This is a genomic window from Streptomyces sp. NPDC023723, assembly GCF_040639815.1.
GTDB lineage: Bacteria > Actinomycetota > Actinomycetes > Streptomycetales > Streptomycetaceae > Streptomyces.
Window position 1 is genome coordinate 34,824 of record NZ_JBFAAP010000016.1, and the last position, 26,484, is coordinate 61,307.

At 73.2% G+C, this 26,484-nt stretch carries 25 protein-coding genes; 16 read left to right on the plus strand and 9 right to left on the minus strand.

The annotated features are described in order from the left end of the window. Nucleotides 1-200 precede the first annotated feature (200 nt). A complete protein-coding gene (locus tag AB0G32_RS18960) occupies nt 201-2,144 on the plus strand; it encodes an acetolactate synthase large subunit (RefSeq protein WP_361164049.1) in 1,944 nt (647 codons plus the stop codon). A 27-nt stretch (nt 2,145-2,171) separates the two neighbouring features. Continuing rightward, nucleotides 2,172-2,414, plus strand: coding sequence for an acetolactate synthase small subunit (ilvN, locus tag AB0G32_RS18965; RefSeq protein ID WP_361164051.1), 243 nt, complete (start codon nt 2,172-2,174; stop codon nt 2,412-2,414). Nucleotides 2,415-2,643: 229 nt separating this feature from the next. On the opposite strand, the gene AB0G32_RS18970 is transcribed toward ilvN, so the two are convergent. Together AB0G32_RS18970 and AB0G32_RS18975 are read right to left on the minus strand one after the other, a co-directional pair. Beyond that, nucleotides 2,644-3,819: a DUF6596 domain-containing protein gene (locus tag AB0G32_RS18970; protein ID WP_361164242.1), complete on the minus strand. Its 1,176-nt coding sequence runs from the start codon at nt 3,817-3,819 to the stop codon at nt 2,644-2,646. Nucleotides 3,820-3,835: 16 nt separating this feature from the next. Continuing rightward, entirely contained in the window at nt 3,836-4,243 is a 408-nt protein-coding gene (locus AB0G32_RS18975; RefSeq protein WP_361164053.1) for a YciI family protein, read from the minus strand. Between the two features lie 322 nt (nt 4,244-4,565). Between AB0G32_RS18975 and AB0G32_RS18980 the strand changes: the two genes are divergently transcribed. Beyond that, nucleotides 4,566-5,978, plus strand: coding sequence for a DEAD/DEAH box helicase (locus AB0G32_RS18980; RefSeq protein ID WP_361164055.1), 1,413 nt, complete (start codon nt 4,566-4,568; stop codon nt 5,976-5,978). Nucleotides 5,979-6,059: 81 nt separating this feature from the next. Here AB0G32_RS18980 and AB0G32_RS18985 read toward each other — a convergent pair whose 3' ends face one another. After that, nucleotides 6,060-6,890, minus strand: coding sequence for a class I SAM-dependent methyltransferase (locus tag AB0G32_RS18985; protein ID WP_361164057.1), 831 nt, complete (start codon nt 6,888-6,890; stop codon nt 6,060-6,062). Nucleotides 6,891-6,962: 72 nt separating this feature from the next. Between AB0G32_RS18985 and AB0G32_RS18990 the strand changes: the two genes are divergently transcribed. Continuing rightward, nucleotides 6,963-7,568: a TetR/AcrR family transcriptional regulator gene (locus AB0G32_RS18990; protein WP_361164059.1), complete on the plus strand. Its 606-nt coding sequence runs from the start codon at nt 6,963-6,965 to the stop codon at nt 7,566-7,568. 106 nt (nt 7,569-7,674) lie between these two features. Further along, the gene (locus AB0G32_RS18995) at nt 7,675-9,069 is read left to right on the plus strand and encodes an APC family permease (RefSeq protein WP_361164061.1); all 1,395 of its coding nucleotides are present in this window, start codon (nt 7,675-7,677) and stop codon (nt 9,067-9,069) included. Nucleotides 9,070-9,090: 21 nt separating this feature from the next. Here the strand turns inward: AB0G32_RS18995 and AB0G32_RS19000 are convergent, their stop codons facing one another. Beyond that, nucleotides 9,091-9,564 carry a MarR family transcriptional regulator gene (locus tag AB0G32_RS19000; RefSeq protein WP_361164063.1) on the minus strand — a complete coding sequence of 158 codons (474 nt, stop codon included), beginning with the start codon at nt 9,562-9,564 and terminating at the stop codon, nt 9,091-9,093. Nucleotides 9,565-9,611: 47 nt separating this feature from the next. On the opposite strand from AB0G32_RS19000, the gene AB0G32_RS19005 reads away from it, so the two are divergent. Beyond that, nucleotides 9,612-11,054: a DHA2 family efflux MFS transporter permease subunit gene (locus AB0G32_RS19005; RefSeq protein ID WP_361164065.1), complete on the plus strand. Its 1,443-nt coding sequence runs from the start codon at nt 9,612-9,614 to the stop codon at nt 11,052-11,054. Nucleotides 11,055-11,187: 133 nt separating this feature from the next. Here the strand turns inward: AB0G32_RS19005 and AB0G32_RS19010 are convergent, their stop codons facing one another. Further along, complete coding sequence (locus AB0G32_RS19010; protein WP_361164067.1) at nt 11,188-11,811, minus strand: cysteine hydrolase family protein; 624 nt, start codon at nt 11,809-11,811, stop codon at nt 11,188-11,190. A gap of 147 nt (nt 11,812-11,958) precedes the next feature. Here AB0G32_RS19010 and AB0G32_RS19015 point away from each other — a divergent pair, with 147 nt between their 5' ends. The 9 genes from AB0G32_RS19015 (at nt 11,959) to AB0G32_RS19055 (ending at nt 21,376) form a co-directional block, all read left to right on the plus strand. Next, entirely contained in the window at nt 11,959-12,960 is a 1,002-nt protein-coding gene (locus AB0G32_RS19015; RefSeq protein ID WP_361164069.1) for a DJ-1/PfpI family protein, read from the plus strand. Nucleotides 12,961-13,140: 180 nt separating this feature from the next. Next, on the plus strand, nt 13,141-13,587 hold the full coding sequence (locus tag AB0G32_RS19020) for an ATP-binding protein (protein WP_361164071.1): 447 nt from the start codon (nt 13,141-13,143) through the stop codon (nt 13,585-13,587). A gap of 182 nt (nt 13,588-13,769) precedes the next feature. Further along, the gene (locus tag AB0G32_RS19025; RefSeq protein WP_361164244.1) at nt 13,770-14,459 is read left to right on the plus strand and encodes a DUF1684 domain-containing protein; all 690 of its coding nucleotides are present in this window, start codon (nt 13,770-13,772) and stop codon (nt 14,457-14,459) included. A 43-nt stretch (nt 14,460-14,502) separates the two neighbouring features. Beyond that, a complete protein-coding gene (locus tag AB0G32_RS19030; RefSeq protein ID WP_361164073.1) occupies nt 14,503-16,020 on the plus strand; it encodes an ABC transporter substrate-binding protein in 1,518 nt (505 codons plus the stop codon). An 8-nt stretch (nt 16,021-16,028) separates the two neighbouring features. Then, entirely contained in the window at nt 16,029-16,994 is a 966-nt protein-coding gene (locus AB0G32_RS19035; RefSeq protein WP_361164075.1) for an ABC transporter permease, read from the plus strand. Next, nucleotides 16,991-17,845 (plus strand): ABC transporter permease, encoded by an 855-nt coding sequence (locus AB0G32_RS19040; RefSeq protein ID WP_361164077.1) that lies wholly within the window; start codon nt 16,991-16,993, stop codon nt 17,843-17,845. Before AB0G32_RS19035 ends, AB0G32_RS19040 begins: the two co-directional genes overlap by 4 nt. Then, entirely contained in the window at nt 17,842-18,642 is an 801-nt protein-coding gene (locus AB0G32_RS19045) for an ABC transporter ATP-binding protein (protein ID WP_361164079.1), read from the plus strand. Before AB0G32_RS19040 ends, AB0G32_RS19045 begins: the two co-directional genes overlap by 4 nt. Continuing rightward, complete coding sequence (locus AB0G32_RS19050; RefSeq protein ID WP_361164081.1) at nt 18,639-19,409, plus strand: ABC transporter ATP-binding protein; 771 nt, start codon at nt 18,639-18,641, stop codon at nt 19,407-19,409. The genes AB0G32_RS19045 and AB0G32_RS19050 overlap by 4 nt, the downstream gene beginning before the upstream one ends. A 230-nt stretch (nt 19,410-19,639) precedes the next feature. Continuing rightward, nucleotides 19,640-21,376: a subtype B tannase gene (locus tag AB0G32_RS19055; protein ID WP_361164083.1), complete on the plus strand. Its 1,737-nt coding sequence runs from the start codon at nt 19,640-19,642 to the stop codon at nt 21,374-21,376. Nucleotides 21,377-21,629: 253 nt separating this feature from the next. Here AB0G32_RS19055 and AB0G32_RS19060 read toward each other — a convergent pair whose 3' ends face one another. From AB0G32_RS19060 to AB0G32_RS19075, 4 genes are all read right to left on the minus strand, one after another. Then, a complete protein-coding gene (locus tag AB0G32_RS19060; protein ID WP_361164085.1) occupies nt 21,630-22,541 on the minus strand; it encodes a hypothetical protein in 912 nt (303 codons plus the stop codon). Next, nucleotides 22,538-23,575, minus strand: a complete 1,038-nt coding sequence (locus tag AB0G32_RS19065; protein WP_361164087.1) for an SPFH domain-containing protein — start codon at nt 23,573-23,575, stop codon at nt 22,538-22,540. The genes AB0G32_RS19060 and AB0G32_RS19065 overlap by 4 nt, the downstream gene beginning before the upstream one ends. Before the next feature lie 98 nt (nt 23,576-23,673). Further along, nucleotides 23,674-24,450, minus strand: coding sequence for an alpha/beta hydrolase (locus AB0G32_RS19070; RefSeq protein ID WP_361164089.1), 777 nt, complete (start codon nt 24,448-24,450; stop codon nt 23,674-23,676). Continuing rightward, nucleotides 24,450-25,604: an FAD-dependent monooxygenase gene (locus AB0G32_RS19075; protein ID WP_361164091.1), complete on the minus strand. Its 1,155-nt coding sequence runs from the start codon at nt 25,602-25,604 to the stop codon at nt 24,450-24,452. Before AB0G32_RS19075 ends, AB0G32_RS19070 begins: the two co-directional genes overlap by 1 nt. Nucleotides 25,605-25,723: 119 nt before the next feature. On the opposite strand from AB0G32_RS19075, the gene AB0G32_RS19080 reads away from it, so the two are divergent. Continuing rightward, complete coding sequence (locus AB0G32_RS19080; RefSeq protein ID WP_361164093.1) at nt 25,724-26,419, plus strand: TetR/AcrR family transcriptional regulator; 696 nt, start codon at nt 25,724-25,726, stop codon at nt 26,417-26,419. Nucleotides 26,420-26,484: the final 65 nt, after the last annotated feature.

The following is a 26,484-nucleotide window of genomic DNA, read 5'->3' on the forward strand; positions in this document are numbered from 1 at the left end:
CCGCACCACCCGCTGAATCACCCCTCAGCACGCGGCACCGGCAACCGGCGCGGAGACAGACCCTGCTGCCCCGGTTCGCACGACAACGGCCCAGCGGCCCGCGCCCGACGCACACCAGCGCGTGGGCGAGGCCCTGGTAGACCCGCCGCGCCCGGCGGGATTCCATTCGTCGACGAAACCAAGAGGTTGCAGTGAGTCAGATGAGCACCTACACACCGGAATCGACCCACGAACCGGCCCACGAACCGGCTTGCGGACCCGGCCACCGCTCCGACGCGGAGGCCGCCACCCCCGCCGACGTCCCTGCCCCCGCCGGCATCACGGAAGCCGGGGTGACCGGCGCCAGGTCGCTGATCCGTTCCCTCGAAGAGGCCGGCGTGCGGACGGTCTTCGGCATCCCGGGCGGGGCCGTCCTGCCCGCCTACGACCCGCTGATGGACTCCACCCGGATCCGCCACGTCCTGGTCCGGCACGAACAGGGCGCGGGGCACGCCGCCACCGGCTACGCCCAGGCCACCGGCACCGTGGGCGTCTGCATGGCCACCTCGGGACCGGGTGCCACCAACCTGGTCACCGCGATCGCCGACGCCTACATGGACTCGGTGCCGATCGTCGCCATCACCGGCCAGGTGCCCTCCACGATGATCGGCACCGACTCCTTCCAGGAGGCGGACATCTGCGGCATCACCCTGCCGATCACCAAGCACAACTACCTGGTCACCGACCCGGCCGACATCCCCCGGGTGATCAGCGAGGCCTTTCACATCGCCGCCACCGGACGCCCCGGACCGGTGCTGGTCGACATCACCAAGGACGCCCTCCAGGGCACGACGGCCTTCCACTGGCCGCCGCGCACCGACCTGGCCGGCTACCGCCCGGTCGGCAAGCCGCACGCCAAGCAGATCCGCGAGGCCGCCCACCTGCTGCTGGCGGCCCGCCGCCCGGTGCTGTACATCGGCGGCGGCGTGGTGAAGGCCGGCGCGAGCGCGGAGCTGCGGATCCTGGCGGAGCTGACCGGCGTGCCGGTCGTCACCACGCTGATGGCGCTGGGCGCGCTCCCGGACAGCCATCCGCAGCACCTGGGCATGCCCGGCATGCACGGCACGGTCGCCGCGGTGACCGCGCTCCAGAAGGCCGACCTGATCTTCGCGGTCGGTACCCGCTTCGACGACCGGGTGACCGGCCGGGTGGACAGCTTCGCCCCGCACGCCAAGGTCGTGCACGCGGACATCGACCCGGCCGAGATCGGCAAGAACCGGCAGGCGGACCTGCCGATCGTCGGCGACGCCCGGGAGGTGCTGGCCGACCTGATCGTGGGCGTCCGGGCCCAGCAGGAGGCGGGCCACCGGGGCGACTACGCCAACTGGTGGCAGCGGCTGACGGACTGGCGGGAGCGCTACCCGCTCGGCTACGACCCGGCGCCCGCGGGCCGGTTGTCACCGCAGCAGGCCATCGAGCGCATCGGCCGGCTCGCCCCCGAGGGCACCATCTTCACCGCGGGCGTCGGCCAGCACCAGATGTGGGCCTCGCAGTTCATCGGCTTCGAGCAGCCCGGCCGCTGGCTCAACTCCGGCGGCGCGGGCACGATGGGCTACGCCGTGCCCGCCGCGATGGGCGCGAAGGCCGGCCGGCCGGAGGCCACCGTGTGGGCGATCGACGGTGACGGCTGCTTCCAGATGACCAACCAGGAACTGGTCACCTGCGCGCTCAACGGCATCCCCATCAAGGTCGCGATCATCAACAACGGCGCACTGGGCATGGTCCGGCAGTGGCAGACCCTCTTCTACGACCGGCGCTACTCCCACACCGCGCTGCACTCCGGCCCGTCCGCACCCGGCGCCGCCACCGCGGACATCGCCGCCACCGGCGCCGACCGCACCCGGCCGCCGGCCCCGGGCACCCGGGTCCCGGACTTCGTCATGCTGGCCGAGGCGATGGGCTGCGTCGGCCTGCGCTGCGAGGACCCGGCCGGTCTCGACGCGGTCATCGAGCAGGCCAACGCGATCAACGACCGTCCCGTGGTGGTCGACCTGATCGTGCACGAGGACGCCATGGTCTGGCCGATGGTCGCCGCCGGCACCAGCAACGACGAGATCATGGCCGCCCGGGACCTGCGTCCCGACTTCGGCGACGAGACCGACTGACCACCCGGCCACCGGAGAGGCACCATCATGTCGCAGCACACCTTCACCGCCGTGGTCCAGGACAGGCCGGGCGTGCTCGTCCGCGCCGCCGCCCTGTTCTCCCGGCGGGGATACAACATCGAATCACTGGCCGTCGCCCCGACCGAGCAGCCGGGCCGGTCCCGGATGACGATCGTCGCCCACGTCGAGGAACGGGCCCTGGACCAGGTCTCCCAGCAGCTCGCCAAGCTGGTCGACGTGGTCGAGGTCGTCACGCCGGCACTGCGCTGACCCTGCCGGGCGTCCGCCCTCACATCCGCCGCCGCGACCTCCTCCGACGAGGCCCGCGGCGGCGCTCCCGCGACCTGGGCCGCCCGCACGGCACCATCGTCCTGGAACCCGGCACCCCGGACGCCGGCCACCTGTCCACCGTCGTCGGCGGCCGTCCTCCAGGAGTGACACGCCCGACCCCGACCCCGCCGCACGGCGGCCGCGACGGCCGTACGCCACCCGCGTGGCGTCAGGGCGTCGCGGCTCCGGGCGTCGTCCGTCGCTCGCCGCGGCGGGTGTTGAGCCGGGCGGCCTGGCGGGTCAGGTGGTCGCGCTCGGCGAGGCCGGGTGCCTTGTGGGCCGCCTCGGCGTACAGCCGGGCCGCGGTCACCAGGTCCCCGTCGCGCTCGTGGAGATACGCCGCGACCGCCGTGTGGCGGGGCAGCGCGGCGTCGAGTTCCGCGAGTGCCGCCAGACCGGCCCGCGGTCCGTCGGCCTCACCGACGGCGACCGCGCGGTTGAGCCGGACGACCGGGCTGTCGGTCAGCCGGGTCAGCTCGTCGTACCACTCGACGATCTGCGGCCAGTCGGTCTCCTCGGCGGCGGGCGCGTCGGCGTGCAGGGCGGCGATGGCGGCCTGGGCCTGGAACTCGCCCAGCCGGTCGCGGGCGAGGGCCGCCTGGAGGATGCGCACGCCCTCGGCGATCATCGCCGTGTCCCACCGGCCGCGGTCCTGCTCGGCGAGCGGCACCAGGCCCCCGTCGGGCGTGGTCCGGGAGGCCCGCCGGGCGTGGTGGAGCAGCATCAGGGCGAGCAGCCCGGCGACCTCGGGGTGGGCGATGCGGGCCGCGAGCTGCCGGGTGAGCCGGATGGCCTCGGCGGCGAGGTCGACGTCGCCCGAGTAGCCCTCGTTGAAGACGAGGTAGAGGACCCGCAGCACCGTGCCGACGTCACCGGGCTGGTCGAACCGCACACCGGAGACGGTCCGCTTGGCCCGGCTGATCCGCTGCGCCATCGTCGCCTCCGGCACCAGATACGCCTGGGCGATCTGCCGGGTGGTCAGCCCGCCGACCGCGCGCAGGGTGAGCGCGACGGCCGACGACGGCGTCAACGACGGGTGGGCGCACAGGAAGTAGAGCTGGAGCGTGTCGTCCACCGCGGGGGCCGGGCCGGGGGCCGGCTCCTCCTCTACGCGGTCCTCACGCCGGCGGCGGGCCGCCTCCGACCGGGTCGCGTCGAGGAACTTGCGCCAGGCCACCGTCACCAGCCAGCCCTTGGCGTCCCGCGGCGGGTCGGCCGGCCACACCCGCACCGCCTCGACCAGCGCCTCCTGCACGGCGTCCTCGGCCGCCGCGAAGTCGGCGCCGCGGCGGACGAGGACCCCGAGCACGCCCGGCGTGAGGCTCCGCAGCAGGGCCTCGGTCATCTCGGTCACTGAGCGGTCACTCCGTGACGACGGGCGGCGCGGTCAGGAACGGGCGCACCTCCAGCCACTCGTGGATCGGCCGGCCGCCGGCACCCGGCGCGGCCGACAGCTCCCCGGCCAGCTCGACGGCCCGCTGGTAGCTGTCGACGTCGATCACCATCCAGCCGGCGATGAGGTCCTTGGTCTCGGCGAACGGCCCGTCGGTGACCGGCGGGCGCCCCTCGCCGTCGTAGCGCACCCAGGCGCCCTCCGGGGCGAGCGCCTGGCCGTCGATGAACTCGCCGGTCTGCTCCAGCTTGGCCGCGAAGTCGTGCATGTACCGCATGTGCGCCGCGATCTCGTCCGGCGTCCACTGGTCCATCGGCACGTCGTTGACCGCCGCCGGGGCGCCGCGGTAGTGCTTGAGCAGCAGGTACTTGGCCATCGTGGTTCTCCTCGGTACTGGTGCGGCCCATTGTGGCCGCTCGCACCCCTGGGACGGAGCGGACGACGGATTCTCGACATCGGCGGCCGAGTTTTTTTCGAGCCCTCCCCGTCGTTCGGGTCGTTCGGGTCGTTCGGGTCTGACCTGCGGAAACGCGGGAGCACGCCGTGCGGCTCGGCCGTGGGCGGCCCGTGCGGCGCGCCCCGTGCTAGCGTGGGGCGTTTGCAGCGTCGCTGTGCCGGTGCCGGTTCACGGTCCCCGGCCGGTGGCCGCGTCCCCGCCGCGCCTTCCTCGGTACGGTCCCTTCGGAGGAAGGCTCTCTGTGAGCGAATCAGCACGTACCGACGCCCGGCGGCAGGACCAGGCACCGGGCGCTTCCGGAGCGCCGGCCCCGGCGGCGTCCTTCGCGGAGCTGGGGCTGCCGGGCGAGCTCCTGCGGGTGCTCGACGAGCACGGTGTGACGGTGCCCTTCCCCATCCAGGCGGCGGCACTGCCCCACGCGCTGGCCGGCCGGGACGTGCTGGGCCGGGGCCGCACCGGATCCGGCAAGACGCTCGCCTTCGGCCTGGGCGTACTCGCCCGGACGGCCGGACGGCGAGCGCGGCCCAAGGAGCCGCTGGCGCTCGTCCTGGTGCCCACCAGGGAGCTGGCGCAGCAGGTCGGCGAGGCGCTCACCCCGTACGCCGAGGCGCTGCGGCTGCGGCTCGCGACCGTGGTGGGCGGAGTGTCCGTCGGCCGGCAGACCGCCGCGCTCCGGGACGGCGCCGAGATCGTCGTCGCCACCCCCGGCCGGCTGCACGACCTCGTGGACCGCAAGGCGTGCCGGCTGGGACAGGTGCGCGTCACGGTCCTGGACGAGGCCGACCAGATGTGTGACATGGGCTTCCTGCCACAGGTCACCGAAGCGCTGGACCAGGTGCGTCCCGACGGACAGCGCATGCTGTTCTCCGCCACCCTCGACCGCGATGTCGACCAGCTGGTGCGGGACTACCTGCGCGAGCCCGCCGTGCACTCCGTGGACCCCGCGGCCAACGCGGTCGCCGGGATCGAGCACCACGTCCTCGTCGTGCACGGCCCCGACCGGTACGCCGTGACCACGGAGATCGCCGCCCGGGACGGCCGCGTCCTGCTGTTCCTGGACACCAAGCACGGTGTCGACCAGCTGACGCGGCACTTGCGGGCCAGCGGTGTGGCCGCCGCCGCCCTGCACAGCGGCAAGTCCCAGCCGCAGCGCACCCGGACCCTGGCCCAGTTCAAGAACGGGCAGGTCACCGCCCTGGTCGCGACGAACGTCGCCGCGCGCGGCCTGCACGTCGACGACCTCGACCTGGTGGTCAGCGTCGACCCGGCCACCGACCCCAAGGACTATCTGCACCGCGCCGGCCGGACCGCCCGGGCCGGCCGCTCCGGCACCGTGGTGACCCTGGTCCTGTCGGCACAGCGCCGCGAGACGAGCCAGGTCATGGCGGACGCCGGCGTCGTCGCCAAGGTCGCCAAAGTGCGGTCCGGCGAGGCGGAGCTGAGCCGGATCACCGGGGCCAAGGCACCCTCCGGAGCACCCCTGGACGGCGGGCCCGCCGCGGCGCGCCCCAAGAACCACAACGCCCCGTTCCGCGGCCTGGGCAGCAGCAAGGACACCAAGAGCGGCTCCGGAGGCCGGCCGTCCCGCAAGCGCGGCGAGGCGCAGCAGCTCGCGGAGGCCCGCAGGGCGGCCCGGGTACGGCGCGGCGGCTGAGCCGCCCGGCTCCCGGGACCGCCGGGGGAGCGTGCGGGAGGCATGCCGTCCGTAGAACGCCCGCGCCACCACGGGGGCCGGTCACTTCAGCACGGCGGTCGTCGCCAGAGTCGTGTAGCGCATCGTGAAGCGACCGCCCAGGGCGTCGATGGCCCGGCCCACCGCGTCCAGTATCCCGGCCTGCCGGCCGGGGGAGAGCCGGGTGAGGCCGCCGGTGGTGGGGAGCAGGTCCAGCCATTGGCCGCGGGTGTAGGGCCGCTCCCAGTCGAACCGCCACTGCTCCGGCTCGTCGAACCGCCCGGTCCCGCGGAGCCGGTCGGCGATCTCCGCGTACCCCGCTTCGTACAGCTCCACGGGACGCCGGGCCGGCTGAGCGCTGAACGGCGAGTCGGGCGCGGCCCGCCGGTAGGCGGCGGCGAACGGCTCGGCCACCTCGGCCGGCGGTTCGAATACGTGCCCGAAGACCGCCAGGCGGCCGTTCGGGCGCAGCACCTGGGCCGCCTTCGCCGCGCCCGCGACCGGATCCACCCAGTGCCACGACTGGGCGGCGATCACCGCGGCGAAGGTCCGGCCGGCCGGCTCCCAGGCTTCGAAGGACGCCTCCTCGACCCGCAGACCCCGGGCCCGCGCCAAGCCGGCCATCCGCGGATCCGGCTCGACCCCGAGGACGGCGCACCCGGCGGCCTGGAACTGGCGGGCCGCGATCCCGGTGCCGCAGCCGACGTCGAGGACATCGGGCCCCGGGCTGCCGGCGACGACCCGGGCCACCAGGTCGGCGGGGTAGCCGGGGCGGGCCTGGTCGTAGCGGTGCGCGTCCACGCCGAACGACTCGGCCGTCCGCCGGGCCCGATGCGGCTGCGCAGGTTCCGGCCGCTCGGGCGGCTCGGGCTGTTCTCGCGATAGAGTGGGCATGCGTTCACTTTAGTGGGCGGGCGCCCACACGCCAGTGGATTCCAGTGATTCGGCCCACGAGAGGATCGGTAAGTGCCGACCGGGGTACATCTTCGCGACGCGCGGCAGCAACTGTTCGCCGCCGCGGAACGGGTGCTGCTGCGCGCCGGCCCGAACGGGCTGACCAGCCGCGCCGTCACCGACGAGGCGGGCTGCGCCAAGGGCGTCCTGCACCGCTACTTCACCGACTTCGACGCCTTCCTCACCGACCTCGTGCTCGACCGGGCGGCACGGTTGGAGGCGCAGGCGCACGCGCTGCGCGAGACCGCCGGCACCGGCACCGTGGCCGACAACCTCACGACCGCGCTGACCACCCTGTTCGGACCGGTCCCCGTGGCGATCATCCCGCTCATCACCTTCCGGGACGAACTGCGCGCGCGGCTGCGGCAGGCCAGGCCCTCGGGCGGCATCGCGATCCTCGCCCAGGTCACCACCGCGGTCGCCGCCTACCTGGCCGACGAACGCGCCCTGGGCCGCATCGCGGCCGACGCCGACATCGACTCACTCACCCTCTCCCTGGTCGGGGGCGGCCACCTCCTGTTCGCCGACCGCGACGACCCCGCCCCGCCGCCTGCGGCGACCGTCAACAAGCTGGTGACCACGGTGCTCGCCGACGTCGTACAACGACGGCCGCGCTGACCCCGCCGCGCAGCCGTCCCGGGCCGAGCGGCGCGCGGCGGCCGGGCACCGGAGCCGACTCGAACGCCGAGGCGTGACGCGTGGTGTCCGGGGGACCTGTCGGGGCATGGCAAGAGTCGCGAAACCCCACTCCGCGGACCCCGAGGGCCCGGCGCTCGAGCGCGCCCTGACCACACCGCTGCTCTACTTCTTCATCCTCGGCGACGTCCTCGGCGCGGGCGTCTACGTCCTGGTGGGCCAGGTGGCCGCCGACGCCGGGGGAGCGGTGTGGGCGCCGCTGGCCGTCGCCCTGCTGCTGGCCCTGCTGACCGCGGCCTCCTACGCGGAGCTGGCCACGAAGTACCCCCGCGCGGGCGGCGCCGCCCACTACACCACCCGCGCCTTCGGGCCCTTCGCCGGATTCGTCGCCGGTTTCTGCATGCTCGCCGCCGGCATCGTCTCCGTGGCCGCACTGGCCCGGGGCTTCGGCGGCGACTACCTGTCCGCCTTCGTGACCCTCCCCGTGGGCCTCGTCGCGGTGCTCTTCCTCGCCCTGCTCGCCCTGGTCAACGCGCGGGGCGTCAAGGAGTCGACCCGCGCCAACGTCGTCGCCACGGTGATCGAGGTCGGCGGCCTGCTCGTCATCGTCGTACTGGGCGGCTGGCTGCTGCTGCGCGGCGACGGCGACCTGGGACGGCTCGGCCGGCTCGGCACCCCCGAGCAGGGGGCCGCCGCGGCACTGCTCAGCGGCTCGGTACTGGCGTACTACTCCTTCGTCGGCTTCGAGACCTCGGTGAACGTCGCCGAGGAGACCCGGAACCCGCGCCGCTCCTACCCGCGCGCCCTGTTCGGCGCACTCGCCACCGCCGGGGCCGTGTACGTACTGGTGGGCCTCGCCGCGTCGGCCGCCGTGCCCACCGCGAGGCTGGCCGGGTCGAGCGGCCCGCTGCTGGAGGTGGTCAAGGAGGCCGGCGGCGTACCGCCCCGCCTCTTCAGCGCGATCGCCCTGGTCGCGGTCGCCAACGGCGCGCTGCTCACCGGCATCATGTCCTCCCGCCTCGCCTACGGCATGGCCCGCGACGGACTGCTGCCCGGCGTCCTGGCCAGGGTGCTGCCGGGCCGCCGTACGCCGTGGGCGGCGATCGCGGTCACCACCGCGCTGTCGATGCTGCTGGCCCTCACCGGCAGTGTCGCCACCCTGGCGTCCACCCTGGTCCTGCTGCTCCTCGTCGTCTTCCTCCTGGTCAACGTCGCCGTGCTCGTGCTGCGCCGCGACCCCGGGGACGCCGGCCACTTCCGGGCCCCGACCGCGCTCCCGGTGCTGGGCGCCGCCTCCTGCGTGCTGCTCGCCACCCAGGTCGAGGCCGAGGTGTGGCTGCGCGGCCTGCTGGTCCTGGCGACCGGGGCGGTGCTCGCCGCGCTCGTCGCCGTACGCCGCGCCCGCCACCCCGCGCGGGCCGCCGGGGCCGAGGAGGCCGCCGGGGCCACGGAGCCGGCCGGCGAGCGGCCGCCGTCCGTGTGACCGGGCCGGCCCCGGCCGCCGTCAGACCGTGTGCTCCCTGATCCGCGCGAGCAGGACGCGCAACTGCTCGCGCTCACCGGCGTCCAGGGCGGCCGTCGCCTCGGCGAGCGCCAGCCGGTCGATCTCCTCCGCCTCGCGGTGACAGCGCACCCCCTCGGCGGTGAGGCGGAGCAGGAAGGCCCGCCGGTCGCGGGGGTGGCGGACCCGCTCCACCAGCCCGTCCCGCTCCAGGCTGTCCACGATGCTGGTCGCGGTGCGCGGCGCGATGCCCGCCAGGTCGCTCAAATCCCGCATCCGCAAGGGCTCCCGCGCACGGGCCAGCATGCGCAGCGCGCGCAGCCGGGCCACCGACGCCCCCTTCTCCCGCAGCCGGCTCTCCACGAAGTCCCGCAACCGGTACGTCGTCTCGTACAGCTCGTCGATCAGGATGTCGCTGCTGCCCTGTACCGCCGCCATGTCCGTCGCCGTCCCGTCGTTCCCGTGCCGTTCGGTCACCGTGGAACCAGTGTACTGAGCAGACACATAGTGTGTATGCTCAGTACATGCGTCAGCGCCTCGTCGTCCCCGTCGTCTGTGTCTGCGTGACCTTCATCGCGATCGTCGACGGCGCGATCACCACCGTGGCACTGCCCTCGATCGCCCGGCAGTTCGACCTGACGACGGCGGCCCTGGACGGGGTCGTCGTGGTCTACCCGGTCTGCCTGGCGATGGCGATACCGGCTTCCGCGTGGCTGGTCGAGCGGTTCGGCGGCAAACGCGTACTGGTGAGTGCGCTGCTCGGGTTCCTCGTCTCGTCGACGCTCTGCGGCGCCGCCGCCGATCTCGGCCAACTCGTCGCCTACCGCGCCGTCCAGGGCCTGTCCGCCGGTCTGCTGCTGCCCGCCTCGGCGGCGCTGCTGTTCAGCACCTTCACCGCCTCCGAGCAGGTGCGCGTCTCCAGGTACACGATCATCCCGCAGCAGATGGCCCCGGCCGTCGCCCCGATCCTGGGCGGACTGCTGGTCGACCACCTGTCCTGGCGCTGGGTGTTCTACGTCAACGTGCCGGTGGGGCTGCCGGCCGTGCTGTTCGGCGCGCTCTTCCTGGCCCGGCACGAGGGCGGCCGGCCGGGCCGCTTCGACCTGCCCGGCCTGCTGCTGAGCGCGGCGGGCCTGGGCGCGGTGATGCTCGGTGTCTGCGAAGGCCCCAACCGGGGCTGGTCGTCGGCCGCCGTCGTCGTCTCCCTGGCCGCCGGCGCGGTCCTGCTGGCCGCCGCCGTCCGCCACGAACTCCGCGTGTCCGAGCCGCTGTTGCGGATACGGCTGTTCGCCGACCGGCTCTTCCGCGACACCAACCTGCTCAACCTGGTCGGACTGGTGCCCATCCTCGGTGCCATGTACCTGGGACCGCTCTTCCTGCAACAGGCCCAGGGCCGCAGCGCCTCGGAGTCGGGGATGGCCACCTTCCCGGAGGCGTTCGGCGTGCTGCTGACCGTGCAGGTCATCGGTGTGCTGTACGCCAGGGTGGGGCCGCGTGTCATCGTGGGCTGCGGCATGACCGGCGTCTGCGTCGTGCTGCTGCTGTTCGCCACCTGTGACGCGGACACCGGACTGTGGACGTTCCGCCTCTACATGTTCCTGCTCGGCCTGTCCATGGGCGGCTTCTTCATCCCGACGACGGTGGCCTCCCTCGCCACGATCGACCGGCGGGACCTGTCGCAGGCCACCACCCTGAACACCGTCGTACGGCAGACCGGCGGCGCCCTCGCCCCGGCCGTGGTGACCACCGCCCTGGTGCTGGGCACCGGGCCGGCCGCCGTGGCGGACCCACCGGTCACCGCCTATCAGCAGGCGTACCTGGTGCTGGCCGCGCTGGCGGCGGTCACCGCGGTCTTCGCCTTCACCCTCCCCGACGGCCCGGCCCGCGCCGCGGCCCACGGCACGGGCGCGGTCCCGGCCCGGTCCGGCCGGTTCCAGAAGCGCACGGAGCCCGTCGACTTCCAGTGAGGCCGGCCGCCGCCCCGCGCGGTGGTGGGAGCAGCGGAAGCCGCCCGCGAAGGCGTGCACCGTCACGTCGCGCGCGGTGAGCGCCTCGGCCGGTTCCGACAGGTCCGTCAGGCGACCCGGAGGCCGACGCCGATCAGTAAGGCACGGTGCCGCCGCGCCCCGCCGTCCGCGCCAGCAGCGCGGCGGACGGTACGACGACCCCGTACAGGTCGGCGACGGTGGCCAGGGCGCCGAGGTGGACCTGGCGGGCGTCCAGTTCCGTGCCTGGTGCCGACAGCGGCCGGGTGGCGCAGGCGTCGGCCACGACGGTGGGCCGGTTGCCGCGCAGGAAGGCGCCCTGGGCGGTGAACGCCACGCACATGTGGGTCATGAAACCGGCGACGACCAGGTCGTCGTTGCCCGCCTCGTCGACCAGACGGCCCAGGTCGGTGCCGTGGAAGGCGTCGGGGACCCGCTTGACGACCACGGGTTCGTCGCCGGCCGGTGCGACGCTCGGGTGGATCCGGCCGATGTCGGCGCGGATGTCGTACAGCGTTCCGTCGCCGCCGTCGTTGACGACATGGATGACCTTCGCGCCGTCCCGGCGGGACCGCTCCAGCAGCCGGGCGGCGACGTCGAGGGCGGGCCGCCAGCCGTCCAGTTCCAGGACGCCGGTGGTGTAGGTGTTCTGGCAGTCGATCAGGAGCAGGGTCGAGGCGGCGAGCTCGGCAGGCGTGTCGTCGAAGCCGTTGAGCCGGCGCAGGGTCGTTCCGGGCATGAAGTACCACCTGGGGAAGAGGGAGTTGGGAGCGCGGGGCGGCGGTGCCGAGCCCCGTACTCCTGACGCTACGGCCCGGCGCAGGCGTCGGCAATGTCGGCTAACATGCAGAAACCGACATCGCCGTCGTCGGTCGGGGGAGCGCTCATGAACACCGTCGAACGACTCGTCGTCATCGTCCTCTTCGACGGAGTCGACCTCCTCGACGTCACCGGACCGCCGGAGGTCTTCTCCCTCGCCCGACGCGAGACGCGGGAGGCGGCGGGCTACGAGGTGGCCCTGGTCGCGGAGACGAAGGAGCCCGTCGTCACCGCCGCCGGGGTCCGGGTGCTGCCCGACGTGACCTTCGAGGAGCTGCGGACGAGGAGTGTCGACACCCTCGTGGTGCCCGGCGCGGTCGAGTCCGGCGGCGACGGCCGGGTGCGCGCGGTCGTCGACCCCGTCGTGGTGGAGCGGGTCGGGGAGCTCGCCGCGCGTACCCGGCGAGTCACCTCGGTCTGTGTCGGCGCCCACGTCCTGGCGGCCTGCGGACTGCTCGACGGCAAGCGGGCCACCACCCACTGGTCGACCGCCCGGCAGCTCGCCGCCGACCACGCCGCGGTCCGGGTGGACCCCGATCCGATCTTCATCCGCGACGGCGACGTGTGGACCGGCGCCGGCATCAGCGCCTGCCTGGACCTGTCGCTCGCGCTCGTCGCCGACGACCTCGGCGAGGCCGTCGCGCTGCGGGTCGCCCGGCAACTGGTGATGTACCTGAAACGGCCGGGCGGCCAGAGCCAGTTCAGCGTCCCGCTGGAGCAGGTCGCCACGACCCGGCGCATCGAGGAACTGCGCCACTACATCCTGGGCGCCGTCGCCGAGCCGCTCACCGTCGCGCGGCTCGCCGCACACGCCCACCTCAGCGACCGCCAGCTCACCCGGATCTTCAAGGCCGAGCTGGGCATGACACCGCACGCCTACATCGAGTCGGTCCGCGTCGAGCGGGCCCGCAACCAGCTCGAAGCCACCGACGCCACGCTCGAACGCATCGCGGCCGGCTGTGGACTCGGCACCGTCGACACCCTGGTCAGGGCCTTCCGCCGCAGACTGGACACCACCCCGACCGAGTACCGCAACCGCTTCCGGACCGGCTCCGCCCCGGTGGCGTAGACCCACGGTCCGGCAGGCGCTCGACGGCCCTGCCCCGTCGCGACGGCATGCGGACCACCGGACGGGGTAATCGCTGCTGCGTCGGCTCGGCGGCCGAACGCCGCCGGGGCGAGCGACAGACCCACCCGTGTGAAGGCATGCCCAGCGGTCGCTGCGACGGCCCGTCAGGGAGGGAAGACGATGGACGAATCATCAGTGCGGGCGGTGGGCTGGGCGCGCTCGCTGCCGACGCACACCGGCCCGAAGGCGGCCCGCGACTGGGCGCGTGCGCATCTGGAGACGCTCGGCTGGACCCGCAGCGCCCCGCAGACGGTGGACGACGTACTGCTGACCGTCTCGGAACTGGTCACCAACGCGCACGTCCATGCCCGCTCCACCGCCCGGCTCGTGATGGCCTGGGACAGTCAGTGCCTGCACATCACCGTGCACGACGACGACAGGGTCCTGCCCGCGCCGCGCGGGTTCAGCCCCGACCGCCCCGGCGGCCGCGGCATGCTGCTGGTGGACGCCCTGGCCGACAGCTGGGAGGCCCGCCCCTGCCCCTACGGCAAGTCGGTCACCGCCTGCTTCCGCCCGGTGCCGCCCGCCGCCCCGTCCGGTCGCGGCGACCCCGAGGGGGCGGAGTGACCGGTGACCCCCGGACGGCCGTCTCACCAGGTGAAACGATGGTTTGACATTAGATGACCTTATGGCTGATAAAGAAGCTGCTTTGGCCAAGTATTGACGCTCCGCGTCGATGGCCCTCCTTCTAGCCGAATGACGAGTACGCCGTGTCCCAGCCCGCCGCAGTTCCCTCTCCCGTCGACCCCGTGGAGCGGTGGAACGCGTGGTGTGCGGGGCGCCGTACGGCGCTCACCGCGCCCACCGGCAACCTCGCCCTCGTCGAGACCCGCTGGCTGCCCGCCGGTGAACGCCCCGACGCGGAGGCGGCCCGCGACGGCCTGCCCGACACCGTGACCGTCACCACACTCAGCCGCACCGACCCGGTCACCGGCGAGCCCGAGCACGGCCTGCGCTTCTGGGACGCCGCCGCGCCCGCGATCACCGCCTTCGACCACGTGGACGCCTTCCCCTACGACCCGGCGTGGGTCCTGGAGGCCGCCTACACCCCGGTCCCCGGCGCCCGCCGCATCGCCTTCGAGCACATCAGGGACAACGGCGGCACCCGCGACCTGGTCGTCCCCGGCGACATCACCCTCACCGTCGACGGCCGCGACTACACCCTGAGCGCCTTCGACGACGACGGCACCCTGCTCCTCGTCTTCGGCGACCCCACCAACGGCGACACCACCTACGGCGCCGGCCGCTTCCTCTTCGTCGAGCGCACGGACGACGAACACCGGGTGGTCCTCGACTTCAACCGGGCCTTCGTACCGCCCTGCGGATTCTCCGATCAGTACAACTGTCCGATGCCGCCGCGGCAGAACCGCCTCCACCTGGCCGTCGAGGCCGGCGAGAAGCGCCCCGTCTTCCGCGCCGGCCACTCCGCGCAGCACTGATCGCCTCCCTCACCGTCTCCCGCACTCCGAAGGCAGCCACCCCATGTCCGTGCGCAGAACCTCCCTGTACGCCGTCACCTCCGCGGCCGTCCTCTCCCTCGCCCTGACCGCCTGCGGCGGCTCGAACGGCTCCGGTGCCGCCGGCGGCACCTGGGACAAGAACGCCACCGTCAACATCGGCTCGCTCTACGAGCCGCAGAACCTCGACAACACCGCGGGCGGCGGCCAGGGCGTCACCGAGGCGCTCAACGGCAACGTCTACGAGGGCCTGTTCCGGCTCACCGACGACGGCGACGTGGAGAAGCTCCTCGCCCAGGACTACCAGGTCAGCGACGACGGCCTCACCTACACCTTCACCCTGCGCGACGGCGTGAAGTTCCACAGCGGCAAGGAACTCACCAGCGCCGACGTCAAGTACAGCCTGGAGAAGGTGCTCGCCGACGACTCCCAGTCGGCCCGCAAGAGCAACCTCGAGGTCGTCAAGGACATCACCACCCCCGACACCAGCACCGTCAAGGTCACGCTGTCGCAGAAGTCGATCTCCTTCGTCTACAACCTGTCCTACGTCTGGATCATCAACTCCGCGGCGAAGGACCTGAAGACGAGCGAGGACGGCACCGGCCCCTACACGCTGGACAAGTGGACCCGCGGCTCGGCCCTCAGCCTGAACCGCTTCACCGGCTACTGGGGCGACGCCGCCGCCAACCAGCAGGTCGTCTTCCACTACTACAAGGACGCCACCGCGCTGAACAACGCGCTGCTGACCAACGCCGTCGACGTGGTCACCAGCGAGCAGTCGCCGGACGCCCTGGAGCAGTTCAAGAGCAACGGCGACTACACGGTCAACGACGGCGACTCGACCACCAAGCTGCTGCTCGCCTTCAACGACAAGGCCAAGCCGTTCACCGACGTCAAGGTGCGCCAGGCGGTCTCCGCCGCCATCGACGACAAGAAACTCCTGGAGTCCGTCTGGGGCGGCTACGGCAAGCTGATCGGCTCGATGGTGCCGCCCACCGACCCCTGGTACGAGGACCTCACCGACGTCAACGCGCACGACGTGGCGAAGGCCAAGAAGCTGCTCGCCGAGGCCGGTTACGCCAAGGGCTTCAGCTTCACCCTCGACACCCCCAACTACGACCCGCACCCCACCGCCGCGACGTTCATCAAGTCCGAACTCGCCAAGGTCGGCATCACCGTCAAGATCAACACGATCACGCCCGACGAGTGGTACACCAAGGTCTACAAGAACCACGACTTCACGGCCACCCTCCAGGAGCACGTCAACGACCGCGACCTGGTCTGGTACGGCAACCCCGACTTCTACTGGGGCTACGACAACAAGCAGGTCACCCAGTGGGTGCAGCAGGCCGAGGAGGCCGCCACCACCGACGAGCAGACCGCCCTGCTGAAGAAGGTCAACCGCAAGACCGCCGAGGACGCCGCCAGTGACTGGCTGTACCTGTATCCGCAGCTCGTCGTCGCGAACAAGAAGCTCTCCGGCTACCCGCTCAACGGCCTGAACTCGCAGTTCTTCGCCTACGACATCAAGAAGAAGGGCTAGAGGGGCTGATGGCCCGCTACCTGCTGCGCCGGCTCGCCTTCCTGGTGGTGTCGCTGGCCCTGGCGAGCGTGGTGCTCTTCGTGCTGCTGCGGATGCTGCCCGGCGACCCGGCCAACGCGCTCACCGCGGTCGGCGCCAGCGACGAGCAGATCGCCGCGGCCCGGCACTCCATCGGCTCGGACCGGCCGCTGCCCCAGCAGTTCACCCACTGGCTCGGCCAGCTCGCCACCGGTGACCTCGGCACGTCCTTCGTCAGCTCGCTGCCGGTCGGCCCCGAGGTCACCGCCCGCCTGAACGTCACCGTGCCGCTCACCCTGGCCGCCTTCGTCCTCGCGGTACTGATCGCCGTACCCGCCGGATTCGTCGCCGCCCACAAGCGCCGCACCTGGTACGGCGCCCTGCTCAGCGGCGTCTCCCAACTGGGCATCGCCATCCCGGTGTTCTGGCTCGGCATGATCCTGATCGCGGTGTTCGCGCTGAACGCGGGCTGGCTGCCGGCCGGCGGCTTCCCGCCGGACGGCTGGGCCGCCCCCGCCGAGGCGATCCGCTCCCTGGTCCTGCCGGTCGTCACCATCGCCCTGGTGATGAGCGCCTCCCTGATCCGCTACGTCCGCTCCGCCACCCTCGACGTGCTCGGCAGCGACTACCTGCGCACCGCCCGCGCCCTCGGCGAGAGCTTCCCCGCCGCCATGTGGCGCCACGGCCTGCGCAACGCCTCCGTGCCCGTCATCTCCATCCTCGGCATCGAACTGGCCTCCACCCTGCTCGGCGCGGTCGTCGTGGAGTCCGTGTACGCGCTGCCCGGCCTCGGCTCTCTGCTGGCCACCGGCATCGCCCAGCACGACTACCCGGTCATCCAGGGCGTCCTGTTCGTCTCCACCCTCGCGGTGCTGCTCATCGGCTTCCTCGCCGACCTGGTCCAGCGGATCGTCGACCCGCGGCTGCGCGGCCGGCTCTCGGGAGGCGCCCGATGACCGTCCTCACCGAACCGCGCGCCAAGCGCCCCACCCGCCGCACGTCGCTCACCCTGACCACCGGCGGGGTGCTGACCGGCCTGGTCGCGCTGCTCGCCCTGGTCTCCTTCCTGTGGCTGCCCTACGGCCCCGACGACACCTCCGGCGGCCGGCTCGCCGGACCGGGCGACGGGCACCTGCTCGGCACCGACAGGCTGGGCCGCGACCTGTTCACCCAGCTGATGACCGGCGCCCGGATCGCCTTCGGCGCGGGCCTCGGCTCGGTCGCCGTCGCCGCGCTGATCGGCGTCACGCTGGGCGTGCTCGCCGCGTTCGCGCAGGGCTGGCTCGACGACACGCTCTCCGCGTTCCTCGACATCCTCATCGCCTTCCCGACGCTGCTGCTCGCGATGCTGGTGGTCGCCGCCCGGTCGGCCACCCTCGGCTCCGCGGTGCTGGCCATCGGCCTGGCCCAGAGCGCGGTCGTCGCCCGGCTGGTCCGCATCCTCGTCAAGCGGGTCCTCACCCAGGACTACATCACCGCCGCCCGCACCTCCGGCACCTCCTGGCCGCGCACGGTCGCCGGGCACGTGCTGCCGAACATCTGGCCCACCCTGGTGGTCAACCTGGCCCTCCAGTTCGGCCTGGCCGTCCTCGCCGAGGCCGGTCTGTCCTACCTGGGCCTGGGCGCCCCGCCGCCCAACGCGTCCTGGGGCCGCATGCTCCAGGAGGCGCAGGCCACCTTCACCACCGCACCGGCCGGCGCGCTCGCCCCCGGCATCCTCCTCGTCCTGCTGGTCATCGGCGTCAACCTGATCGCCGACGGACTGCGCGACGTGCTCGACCCGGCGACCCGCGGGAGGCGGTCATGACCCTGCTCGACGTCGACCGGCTGTCGGTGACCGCGGCGGACGGCCGGCCCCTCGTCACCGACCTGTCCTTCACCGTCGCGGGCGGCGAACGCCTCGGCCTGATCGGCGAGTCCGGCTCCGGCAAGTCGCTCACCACCCTCGCGGTACTGGGACTGCTGCCCGAGGGCATGACGGCCACCGGCAGTGTCCACCTCGCCGGGACGCAGACCGTCGGCGCCCCGGAGAAACGGCTGACCGCCGTCCGGGGCCGGGACGCCGCCGTCGTATTCCAGGAGCCGCTGACCGCCCTCGACCCGCTGATGCGGGTGGGCCGCCAGATCGCCGGACCCCTGGCCCGCCGTACCGGACTGAAGGGCCGCGCGCTGCGCGCCGCCACCCACGAGGCCCTCGCCCAGGTCCGGCTGCCCGAACCCGACCGCATCGCCCGGGCCTTCCCGCACGAGATCTCCGGCGGCCAGCGCCAGCGGGTCGCCCTCGCCGCCGCCCTGGCCTGCGAACCGGCCCTGCTCATCGCCGACGAACCCACCACCGCGCTCGACGTGTCGGTGCAGGCCGAGATGCTCGACCTCATCGACACCCTGGTGCGGGACCGCGCGATGGCGGTGCTGTTCGTCAGCCACGACCTCGCGGTCGTCGCGAAGGTCACCGACCGGGTGCTGGTCATGAAGGACGGCCGGTCCGTCGAAGCGGGCCCGGTGGGGGACCTCGTGGCCGCCCCGCGCGAGGAGTACACCCGCAACCTGGTCGCCAGCGCCCGCAAGCTGGAGTCCGCCCTGGACCTGAGGAGCGCGCCGTGACCCCCGTGCTGGAACTCACCGACGTGGCCGCGCGCTACCGGGGTGCCCGCACCGACGTGGTCAGCGAGGTGTCCCTCGCCGTACGGCCCGGCGAGAGCCTCGCCCTGGTCGGCGAGTCCGGCGCCGGCAAGACCACCCTGCTGCGCCTCCTGCTCGGCCTGGCCCGCCCCACCGCCGGCACGGTCCGCTTCGACGGCGCCCCCCTCGCCCCGCGGAACCGGGAGCAGTCGCGGCGCTTCCGGCGCAGCGTCCAGTGCGTCTTCCAGGACCCGTACTCCTCGCTCGACCCGCGCCGCCGCGTCGGCTCGATCGTCGCCGAACCGCTGCGCTCGCTCGGCCTGGACTCGCGTGCGGGCGCCGCGCCGAAGGTGGCCGCCGCCCTCGAAGGGGTCGGCCTGCCCGCCGACGCGGCCGGGCGCTACCCGCACGAGTTCTCCGGCGGGCAGCGCCAGCGCATCGCCATCGCCCGCGCCACCGTCTGCGAGCCCCGCGTGCTGCTCGCCGACGAACCCGTCAGCGCGCTGGACGTCACCACCCGCGTGAAGGTGGTCGACCTGCTGGCCGAACTCAAGCGGGAGCGCGGCCTGACCCTGGTGATGGTCTCCCACGACCTGTCCGTCGTCGCCTCCCTGTGCGAACGCACCGCCGTACTGGAACACGGCCGGGTCGTCGAACAGGGCGACACCGCCCAGGTCCTCGGCGCACCCGCCCACCCGTACACCCGCCGCCTGCTCGACAGCGTGCCCCGGCTGCCCGTGGGCGGCTGAAGCCGCGGGGATGCCCAGCACCGGGATCCGGGATCCGAGGAACCCGGAGACAATGGCCGCGAGATTGCTGTGCATATTGTTAACAATCTTGTAGCCTGCGTCACGCCTCGATCCCGGGGCGATCGGCAGCACTTGATGCTCAGTGAGGGGAGACCCCTGTGCAGCGGCTCTCTGCGTCCTTCGGACGCGACGCGCTCACCCACTCGACGGGTACGCGGAACGAACGTCCTGTGACCCGCACCCGCCTGCTGAGAGGCATGGCGCTCGCCAGTTCCCTCGCTCTCACAGCGGTCGCGGTGCCCGCCTCCGTCGCGGCCGCCGCGGCCGGCCCGGCCACTTCGGCCGCCCGCGGCCACGCCGTGGACCCCCAGGACGCCGCGCTGGACTTCGACTCCGCCGCCTACACGTCGATCACCGTCACGGTCGACGGCCGGCCGATGGACGTGCGCTGGTACCAGCGGATCTGCTACGTCGCCGATCCGGTCGCCGCGGCGGCCCAGCAGCCCGGCGGCGGCAGCACCCCGATCACCGACACCGCCTGCGGCTACCAGAGCATGAACGTGTTCGTCCCCGAGAGCGCCTTCGGCGACCAGCGCACCCCGGTCTACTTCGCCGTCAACAACAGTGGCTGGAAGGCCAGTTACCTGCGGGCCAGCGTCACCGCGGGCACTTCCTACAACAGCTCGACGAGCAACGTCGGCGCGGCCCTGAAGGCGGGATACGTCTTCGTCGACGTCGCGAACCGCAGCCGTGGTCTGCTGGGCGCCGACGGCACCGCCACCGGCAAGGCCCCCGCGGCCGTGGTCGACGCCAAGGCGGCCGTGCGCTACCTGCGCCTCAACGACGCCGCGATGCCCGGCAGCGCGGAGCGGATCGTCATCAACGGCACCAGCGGCGGCGGCGCCCTGGTGTCGATCCTGGGCGCCTCCGGCAACAGCGCCGAGTACGACCCGTACCTCGCCGGGATCGGCGCCGCCGGCATCGACGCCAAGGGCCGCAGCACCCTGCGCGACGACGTGTTCGCCGTCAACGCGTACTGCCCGATCACCGACCTCGGCAACGCCGACGTGGCCTACGAGTGGCTGTACAACGTCCTGGCCACCCGCGACGCCACCGGCTCCAACGCCTCGCCCGAGGCGGCCGCCGCGATCGCGGCACAGTTCGCGGCGTACGAGAAGAGCCTCGGACTGCGCAACCCCGACGGCTCCCGGCTCACCGCCGCGACCATGCTCGACACCATAGAGAAGGAGGTCGTCGACTCCGCCGAGACCTACCTGAGGGCCGACCCGGCGCACACCATCCCGCCGCTGGGCGGCACCTTCGAGATCACCTCCGGCGGCCCTGGCGGCACCCCCACCACCAAGTCGTACGTCAACGACTGGATCGACGTCGACACCGCCACCGGCAAGGTCCGCTCCGTCGACATGACGAAGTACCTCGCCTTCGTCGCCACCCAGGCCACGCTGAAGACCACCCCCGCCTTCGACGCGGTGGGCGTCGACGGGAACACCACCAGCGGCACCGAGACCGACCTCTTCGGCCCGCCCAGCCAGAAGTACATGAACTACACCGAGTACAGCTGGAACCACAACGACGTGGCCGGCGACGGCAGCGGCCTCGACGACACCGGGCTGACCTGGAAGCAGTACACCGCGAAGAAGAGCACCACCGTCGACGACCAGGTCCACCTGATCAACCCGATGGACTTCGTCGGCACCGGCGCGGACACCGCGCCGAACTGGTACGTCCGCCACGGCACCCGCGACCGCGACACCGCGTTCACCGTCTCGGTCAACCTCGACCGGGCGCTCGCCGCGGACAAGCAGGTCAAAAACCTGGACTACCAGCTCGCCTGGAACCAGCCGCACGCCGGGAACTACGACGTGCCCGAGGCCATGAGCTGGATCGCCCAGGCCGTCCGCAAGGCCGGCGACCCGCTCACCTCCCGGTCGGGCGGCCGGGGCTAGGCCGCCCCCGCGACAGAGCCGGCGGCACCGTGCTTCCGTCACGGTGCCGCCGGGGCCGTGGGTGAAGGCACGGGAGCCCGGGCCGCTGATGATCGCCAGGTCCTCCGAGCGGCGCGGCAGCGGCGGGAACACGCGGTGGTGCGGACGACCCGGCCGGCGGCACCGGTTCGGCAGGCAGACCCCCGAGGGGCGCGCACCGGCTTCCGCGGCCGGCGCCGGTCACCTCCCGCACCCGCCGCTCCGCCTGGTCGCGTCACCGCTGCCCCGGAACGTGCGTCACCAGCCGCAGCCGCTGCTCGCACCGGCCCACCCGTACCGTCTGCCCCCACGTCAGCTCCAGGGCGTCGCCCTCCACGCCGTCCCCGAAGGCGACGAGACGTTCGGACTCGACGGTGAGGCACAGCCGGCCCGCGGCGGCGAGTTCGCCGGCCACCAGGGACGTCCCGGTGGCCGGCGACGGCCACGCCTCGCGGACGAACCACAGCAGGCGGTCCTCGGTGGGGTGCGGCAGGCGCAGCGCGCTGCCCCGCTCCTGCCACACCGACCCCAGCCAGCCGGTCGACCCGGTACCCGTGCCCACCAGCACCCCGGAGGATGCCTGGGCCTCGACGACACCCCCGTCGCCCTCCAGGCCCAGGCGGTATCTGGCCGTCTGGTGTCCGACGGCGCCGAGGTAGATCTCGTTGAGCGCGACCAGCCGCTGGGTGTCGTCGGCGACGGCCTCGACCATGGTGAGTTCGTCCGCCCGCGCCGCCGCCGCCCCGCGCAGCAGCGCCGCCGCGTCGGCCGCCCGGTGCCGTACCAGTACACCGGGGTTGCGCCCCGGCTCGGGATCCACGCCGATCACCGGCTGCCCGACGAGGTACTTGGCCACGTTGGCCACCAGTCCGTCCTGTCCCACCACGACCACGACGTCCTCCGGGGCGAACAGGAAACGGTCCAGGTCGCCGCGTTCCACCCGGGCCTGCCGCCAGGTCGGCGGGACCGACGCCGCCACCTCGGCCAGCGCCCGGTGCGCACGGCGGTGGCGTTCGGCGACGTCGCCGAGGTCCTGGCCCCGGGAGGAGAGGAAGAAGGCGGCCTGACCGTGGGTGCCGTGCCGGGCCACCAACTCCTCGTACTGCGTGGTGCGGTGGACCAGGACGGCCCGCGGGGCGAGACTCATCCCCGGGCTCCGCCGCCGAGCCGGGCCAGCAGCCCGGTCAGCACGTCCGGTGAGACGGTCAGGCTGTCGATGTGCGGCAGGTTCTCCGCCAGCCGCGTCCCGGTGAGCGCGTGCAGGGTGGCCACGTCGACGTCACCGTGGACGCGCAGCCAGGCCGCCTGGGCCTCGGCCCGGGCCGCGCCGACCTCACGCGCCGCCTGGGCCTCCGCCCGGGCCAGCGCCACCGCACGGGCCGCCTCGGCCTCGGCGAGCCCGACCGTGCGCGCCGCCTCGGCCCGGGCCCGCACCTGGTCGGCCGCCGCGGCCTCCTCCGCCTCGCGGCGCGTGTTCGCCCCGCGCTGTTCCACCAACTGCTCCTCACGGCGGGCGAGTTCGATCTGGCTGGCCAGTTCGTTCTCGGCGATGGCCCGCTCGCGTTCGACGGCGACGGCCCGCCGCTCGTACGTCGCCCGGTCGGCCTCCTGCTGGATCAGCTCCCGGGCGGGCGTCCGCAGCGCGCGCTCCACCTCCGCCTCGGGGCGCACCGCCATGACCCGTACGGTCACCACCTCGATCCCGGTGGCCGGCAACCGCGGCTCGGCGCCGAGGCCCGCCGCGACCCGGTCGCGCACCGCGGACACCCCGTCGACCAGCGCCGCGGACAGCGCGGTGCGGGCCAGCACGTCCAGCGCGTGCTGCTGGGCCGTCTCGGTGAGCAGGGTGCCCAGTTGCTCCAGCGGGGCCCCGCGCCAGGCCCCGGTGTCGGGGTCGACGGAGAAGTCCAGGCGGGCGGCGGCCAGGGCCGGGTCGCCGATCCGGTAGGTGACGGTCGCCTGCACCGACACGTCCTGGAAATCGGCGGTGCGGGCGCGGAAGGTCATGGCCAGTTCCCGGTCCTCGACCGGCACTTCGGAGAGCGCGGCGGTCAACGGCCGGAACCAGAAGCCGAGTCCGGTCCCGTCGTGCACGAGCTTGCCGTCGCGGTGGTGCCGGATGTGCGCCGTGGGCGTGGCACGCAGGTGGCGCCAGCCCAGCCGCCGGGTGATGTCGGCCATGGGAACTCCTTCTTCTCGTCGCAACGACGATAAGGGGAGATCGTCGTTATCGTCAAGAGGACGAGAATGGTCGAAGGGTCGACGGCGCGGGCCAGGGGTCAGTTCGTACTCGGCGGACCGGCCGCGGCGGGCGGAGGGGCTGCCGCGAGGAAGGAGTCCAGGGCGGCGTAGACCGCTTCGGGCCTCTCTCGCAGGGGCTGGTGCCCCGCGTCCGCGATGAGTTCGAACCGTGCGTGGGGAAAGGCCGCGGCATAGGCACGGCCGAAGCCGGGACCGACGACGGTGTCGACTTCGCCCCAGAGCACCAGCACCGGGCAGGTGACGGACGGCAGCCGGGCCAGCAGGCCGGGGTCCGCCATCGTGGGTCCCGCGTACGCGCGCAGGGCGGCCATCGAGGTGGGGGAGGGGCCGCGCCGTAGTGTCGGCGAGGGTCCCGCGGTGGGGACGGGGGCTGTGGGCGGTGGCCCGGCGGGCATGGTGACCTGCCGGCCGGGCACGACGGGGCCGATGGCGTCCACGAGGACGAGCCGCGAGATCCGCCTCTCGCGGTCGTCCAGGACGGCCTGGGTGGCGACCCAGCCGCCGAAGGACGTGCCGATGACGGTGACGTCGTGCAGGGCGAGGCGGCCGAGCAGGTCCAGATAGGTGGCGGCGAGTGCGGGTACGGAGTCCAGGCCGTCGGGCCGTACGGTGCCGTCCCAGCCCGGGTGGGTGGGCGCCAGGACCGCGTGGTCCGTCGCGAGGTGGTCGACCATGGGTGCGACGTCGGCGGGGCCGGGGCCGCCGTGCAGGACGAGGACCGGGCTGCCGTGACCTGCTTCACGTAGGTCCAGGTCGAGACCCGGGCGTACGGAGACGGAGCGGGTCGCGCGCATCAGGAGTGGTCCTGGTGCCCGGCCGGGCCGGCGGTGAAGAACGCGGCCATCTCCTGCAGGCCCCGCTCGCCGAACATCGTGTCCAGGCTGTCCGCGGAGTCGCGGGCGGTCTCCTCGCTGCGCGGGAAGAGTTCCTTCTCGTAGGCGCGCAGCGCGGCCTCGGTGTCGCCGGGGTGGGCGGCGAGGGCCAGGGCGAGCTGGGCGCCGTCGAACATGGCGAGGTTGGCGCCCTCGCCCGCGAACGGCGGCATCACGTGCGCGGCGTCTCCGAGCAGGGTCACACCGGGGACGCGCTCCCAGCGGTGCCCGACGGGCAGGGCGTGGATGCGGCGCGGGGTGATCGCGTCGGCGTCGGCGATCAGCTTGCGCAGCCCTTCGTCCCAGCCTTCGAAGTGGGCGAGGACCGCGGCCTTGGCGGCGGCGGGGTCCGAGAAGTCGACGGTGTCCAGCCAGCCTTCGTCGGCCTTGAGCGCGGTGTAGGCGTGCAGGCTGCCGTCGCTCTCGCGGTGCGCGAGGATCCCGCGTTCGTCGCCCAGGGCCATGAAGAAGCCGGGGCCGACGATCGCCGCGCTGTCCGGGTGGCGGGCATCGGCCTCGAACAGGTCGGTCTCGGCGAGGGAGATGCCGGTGTACGCGGGCCAGGCGTCCGAGAGCAGCGGCCGCACGCGCGACCAGGCGCCGTCCGCGCCGATCAGCAGGTCGGTCGTGACGGCCGAGCCGTCGGCGAACGTCACCTCGTGACGCCCGTCCCCGAGCGCCCGGGCTGCGGTGACCCGCCGGCCCCAGCGGACCGTGCCGTCGGGCAGCGAGCGCAGCAGCAGGTCGCGCAGCTCGCCGCGGTCCACCTCCGGCCGGTCGCCGGTGCCGTCGTCCGCCTCGTCCACCCGCACGGTGCCGTCCGGGCCGAGCAGGCGCATCGCTTCCCCGCCCGGGTGGACGATCTCGCGGAACGCGTCGTGCAGGCGGGCGGCGTGCAGCGCCTTCTGGCCGTTCGCCTCGTGGATGTCGAGCATGCCGCCCTGGGTACGGGCCTCGGGCGATGCCTCCAGTTCGAAGACCGCTGACTCGATGCCGTTGACATGCAGGACACGGCTGGCGGTCAGGCCGCCCAGACCGCCACCGATGATCGCGACGGGGACATGGCCAGTGCTCATGGATGACTCCTGAGAAGGGTGAGGGAGAAAACGGGCTCACCAAGAACCGTAACGAACATGTTCGTCACGAACAAGTTCTACCGCATCAACGTAACGAACGCGTTCGTTACGATCGAAGTGTGACCGCGAACAGAGAACCGATGAGCCGCCGGGACCGTCCGGCGAAACCCGCCCTCTCCCGGCGCTGGATCGTGGAGACCGCCGTACAGATCATGCGAAGGGAAGGGCTGGAGAAGGTCACGATGCGCCGCATCGCCCAGGAACTGGACACCGGCCCGGCTTCGCTGTACGTCTACGTGGCCAATACCGCCGCTCTGCACGCGGCAGTGCTCGACGCCCTGCTGGGCGAGGTGGACCTGTCGGGGGACGAGGGGGGCGAGGACTGGCGGGAGCAGCTTCGCGCGGTGATGAGGTCGTACACCCTGGTGCTGTTCGCCTACCCGCAACTCGCGCGGTCCGCGCTCGTCGCCCGCCCGAGCGGGGAGAACTACCTGCGCCTGGTGGAGCGCGCCCTCGGCCTGCTGTCCCGCGGCGGGGCCACCCGGGAGCAGGCGGCCTGGGGGGTGGACAAGCTGCTTCAGAGTGCGACGGCCACCGCTGCCGAGCAGTCGACGCGCGAACACGATCCCGCCGCCGCGGACGACTGGAACGCCACCGTGCACGCACTGGGCACCGCGAGCGCGGCCACGCATCCGGAGATCGTCGCGCACATGCCCGCACTGATCGGCGGCACCCCGGAAGAGCGGTTCCGCTGGGGTTTCGACGTCCTCGTCAACGGCATCACGCACACACCGGCACCCGTCGTGGAGGAGTGAGCCTCGGGGCTCTCGCCTCTCTTCGGCCCGCGACAGGAAGGGACGACGCCACCGTCGTAGTAGCG